The following is a 1,888-nucleotide window of genomic DNA, read 5'->3' on the forward strand; positions in this document are numbered from 1 at the left end:
GGTGTGCTGCAGAGCATGAAGGAGGTGAATAACCGAATTTGATGCGTACAGCTTTATGAGAGATGGAGGACGGCCCTCCTGCATCGGCGTTCCAGCGCAGATGCAAAACCACGAACACTGTGGCTTCGCCTAAAAGGCGCGGTCATCAGCAAGTGTTGCAAAAGTCCCGGGTCTACGGGGCAGGCAAGTATCCAGAAGGCGAGCGAAAGCAAATCTTCCGATGACGCGTCGAAAATTATTTAGACGTCGCCAAAATCAGGGGCGCGTGCCATCCCTGAGATCAGTCCGCGAGGAGCCTGGATTACGGCGCGGATGGCGACCGGCGTTTAGGGGACGCGAGCTGGATACAGGCTCTCATAAGGAACTGCAGGAACCAGTCGTCGTGATGCCAAGGGAGAAGTTCAAGCGGCCCACACCGCGAGACGAGAGTACCGAAGCACGACACTGGGGCGGATCGGCTCGTAGTAGTGATGAAGGTGCTGTAACGGGACTGGAGCGAAGGGGCCGAAACAAGTGGGGTGCGCCCATATGCAACTGTGATGAGCAGGAGGACATGTGAGTGTAACCGGACGCAAGCAGTACGATATCGACAAACAGACAGTGATGAAGGCCTACAAACTGGTCAAAGCCAATGCGGGCTCGGCCGGCGTGGATAAGGTGTCGCTCGAAGACTTTGAGAAGGACCTAAAGGGCAACCTTTACAAGGTCTGGAATCGAATGTCTTCTGGCAGCTACTTTCCACCTGCCGTTCGGGCTGTCCCCATTCCCAAGAAGAACGGCGGACAACGCATTCTAGGCGTGCCGACAGTAGCAGATCGCGTGGCGCAGACGGTCGTCAAGCTGCAGATTGAACAAGCACTCGAGGAAATCTTCCTGCCCGATTCCTACGGCTACCGGCCCGGAAAATCCGCGCTGGACGCTGTCGGCGTCACCCGGCAACGGTGCTGGAAGATGGATTGGGTTCTGGAGTTCGACATCAAAGGCCTGTTCGACAATATCAGCCACGAGTTGCTCATGAAGGCCGTCAGGAAGCATGTGCAAGACGAATGGGCTGTGCTCTACATCGAACGCTGGCTAACAGCGCCGATGCAAAGCGAAGACGGGACGGTGATCGCTCGCGACCGGGGTACGCCCCAAGGCGGGGTCATCAGTCCGGTCCTTGCCAATTTGTTCATGCACTATGCGTTCGACACTTGGATGGCGCGAAACTTCCCGCGGTCACCGTGGTGTCGATATGCGGATGACGGGCTCGTCCATTGCCGAACCGAGGTTGAAGCGGATGCCATCAAGGCTGCCCTGCAGGCGAGGTTCAGGGAATGCGAACTGGAGATGCATCCTGACAAGACCAAGATCGTGTACTGCAAAGATAGCAATCGCCCGGGTAGTCATGCCAGTCAGTCATTTGACTTTCTGGGATTTACCTTTCGACCGCGCCGGGCGAGGAATGAACAGAAGAAAGTAAACTTCTGCACGTTCTCGCCAGCAGCCAGTAGAGTGGCAATGAAGTCTATGCGTACAGCGATCCGGCAGCTCCGGCTCAAGCATCGCTCCCAGACGGACGTTGACGTAATTGCCTTGGAGCTGAACCCCGTCCTTCGTGGATGGATACAATACTACGGCAGATATGGAAGGGCAGAATTGCACAACCTGTATCGATACGTCGACGAATCTCTTAACCGCTGGGCGCGGCGCAAATACAAAGGGCTGAAGAACGGAAAGGTCAGAGCCTCGGTCTGGCTCAGATCGATCCGCTGCCGGAGGCCGAAACTGTTCGCCCATTGGGCGAGGTTGAGTTCTGCTTCGTTACTTGTTGAGAGCCGTATGACGTGAGAGCGTCACGTACGGTTCGGAGAGCGGCTCCGGGTGCAATCCCCGGGGCCGACTCACC

Annotated in this window: 1 protein-coding gene; it reads left to right on the top strand. The window is 56.6% G+C overall.

The window, feature by feature from the left end; all coding sequences use genetic code 11:
* The first annotated feature begins 603 nt into the window (after window positions 1-603).
* Window positions 604-1,830, top strand: coding sequence for a group II intron reverse transcriptase/maturase (gene ltrA, locus AKN84_RS44220; protein WP_050426596.1), 1,227 nt, complete (start codon window positions 604-606; stop codon window positions 1,828-1,830).
* The last annotated feature ends 58 nt before the right edge of the window (window positions 1,831-1,888 follow it).

Origin of the sequence: Bradyrhizobium tropiciagri, assembly GCF_001189845.1 — a bacterium.
Taxonomy (GTDB): domain Bacteria; phylum Pseudomonadota; class Alphaproteobacteria; order Rhizobiales; family Xanthobacteraceae; genus Bradyrhizobium; species Bradyrhizobium tropiciagri.

Coding starts and splice junctions, on each gene's coding strand:
- ltrA (WP_050426596.1), top strand. CDS start 604: ATGAAGGCCTACAAACTGGTCAAAGCCAATGCGGGCTCGGCCGGCGTG.